The sequence below is a fragment of the Nocardioides sp. CPCC 206348 genome, assembly GCF_048654705.1.
GTDB lineage: Bacteria > Actinomycetota > Actinomycetes > Propionibacteriales > Nocardioidaceae > Nocardioides.
The window spans coordinates 9395-10453 of the sequence record NZ_JBMCZA010000218.1 but is presented as its reverse complement, the minus strand read 5'-3'; the positions used below and the strand labels follow the sequence as shown (position 1 = coordinate 10453).

General features: G+C 70.3%; 2 protein-coding genes. Both read left to right on the top strand.

Annotated elements, in window-relative coordinates:
• A partial coding sequence (locus ACOADB_RS24470; RefSeq protein WP_378604982.1) for an Lrp/AsnC family transcriptional regulator occupies positions 1–453 on the top strand: 453 nt, incomplete at its 5' end.
• A 9-nt stretch (positions 454–462) separates the two neighbouring features.
• The coding region (locus ACOADB_RS24465) for an SDR family NAD(P)-dependent oxidoreductase (RefSeq protein WP_378604979.1) at positions 463–1059 on the top strand (597 nt) is incomplete at its 3' end.

Sequence of the window (1059 nt, the reverse complement as noted above, 5' to 3'; positions counted from 1 at the left end):
CGGGGTGGCAGACTGTCCAGCATGGACGCCGTCGACCGCGAAATTCTGGACATCTTGCGCGCGGACTCGCGGACGTCTATCCGCGACGTCGCGTCACGGATCGGGCTCAGTCGCGCGACCGCCTACGCGCGGGTGAAGCGGCTGATCGACACCAAGGTGATCCGCGGCTTCACCATCGACGTGGACCACGCCGCGCTGGGCCTCGGGCTGCCGGCGTACGTGCACGTCCGGATCAAGCAGAACTCGTGGAAGTCGTTCCGCAAGAAGGCGTGGGCGCTCGACGAGGCCGCCCACGTCGCGCTGGTCGCCGGTGACTTCGACTGCGTGATCCTGGTCCGCGCCCGCGACGCCGAGCACCTGCGCGAGCTGGTCCTCGAGCGGATCCAGGCGTTGCCCGAGGTGGTCGCCACCCAGACGGTGCTGGTGTTCGAGGAACACGTCGGCCCCTCGTAGCCTGCATCCATGCACCAGCGCGCGTTCGTCTTCGGCGGCTCCGAGGGCATCGGCCTCGCGGTCGCCACCCAGCTCGTCGCCGCGGGCACCCAGGTCGTCGTCCTGTCCCGGTCCCAGGCCAAGCTCGACGCGGCCCTCGCCCAGCTCGGCCCCGGCGCGATCGCCCTGTCCGTCGACGTCACCGACGCGAGTACGACGACCGCAGTCGTGGACGCACTGGTCGCCGAGTTCGGCGTACCGGACCTGGTGGTCACCACCGCCGGGTATGCCCGCCCGGGCTACCTGGAGGACCTGCCGGACGAGGACGTCGCGGGCATGGTGGCCACGAACCTGGTCGGCACGATCAACGTCTGCCGGGCGGTGCTGCCGCATCTGCGCAAGGCCGGTACGGGCACGATCGTGACGACGTCATCGATGGCCGGCCTGGCCGGCGTCTTCGGCTACACCGTCTACAGCGCGACGAAGTTCGGCGTGATCGGCTTCTCCGAGGCGCTGCGCCGCGAGGTGCGTCCGTACGGCATCGACGTCCGGGTGCTCTGCCCGCCGAACACCCTGACCCCGGGCTTCGACGAGGAGAACCGGTACAAGCCGGCGGAGGTGCTGGCC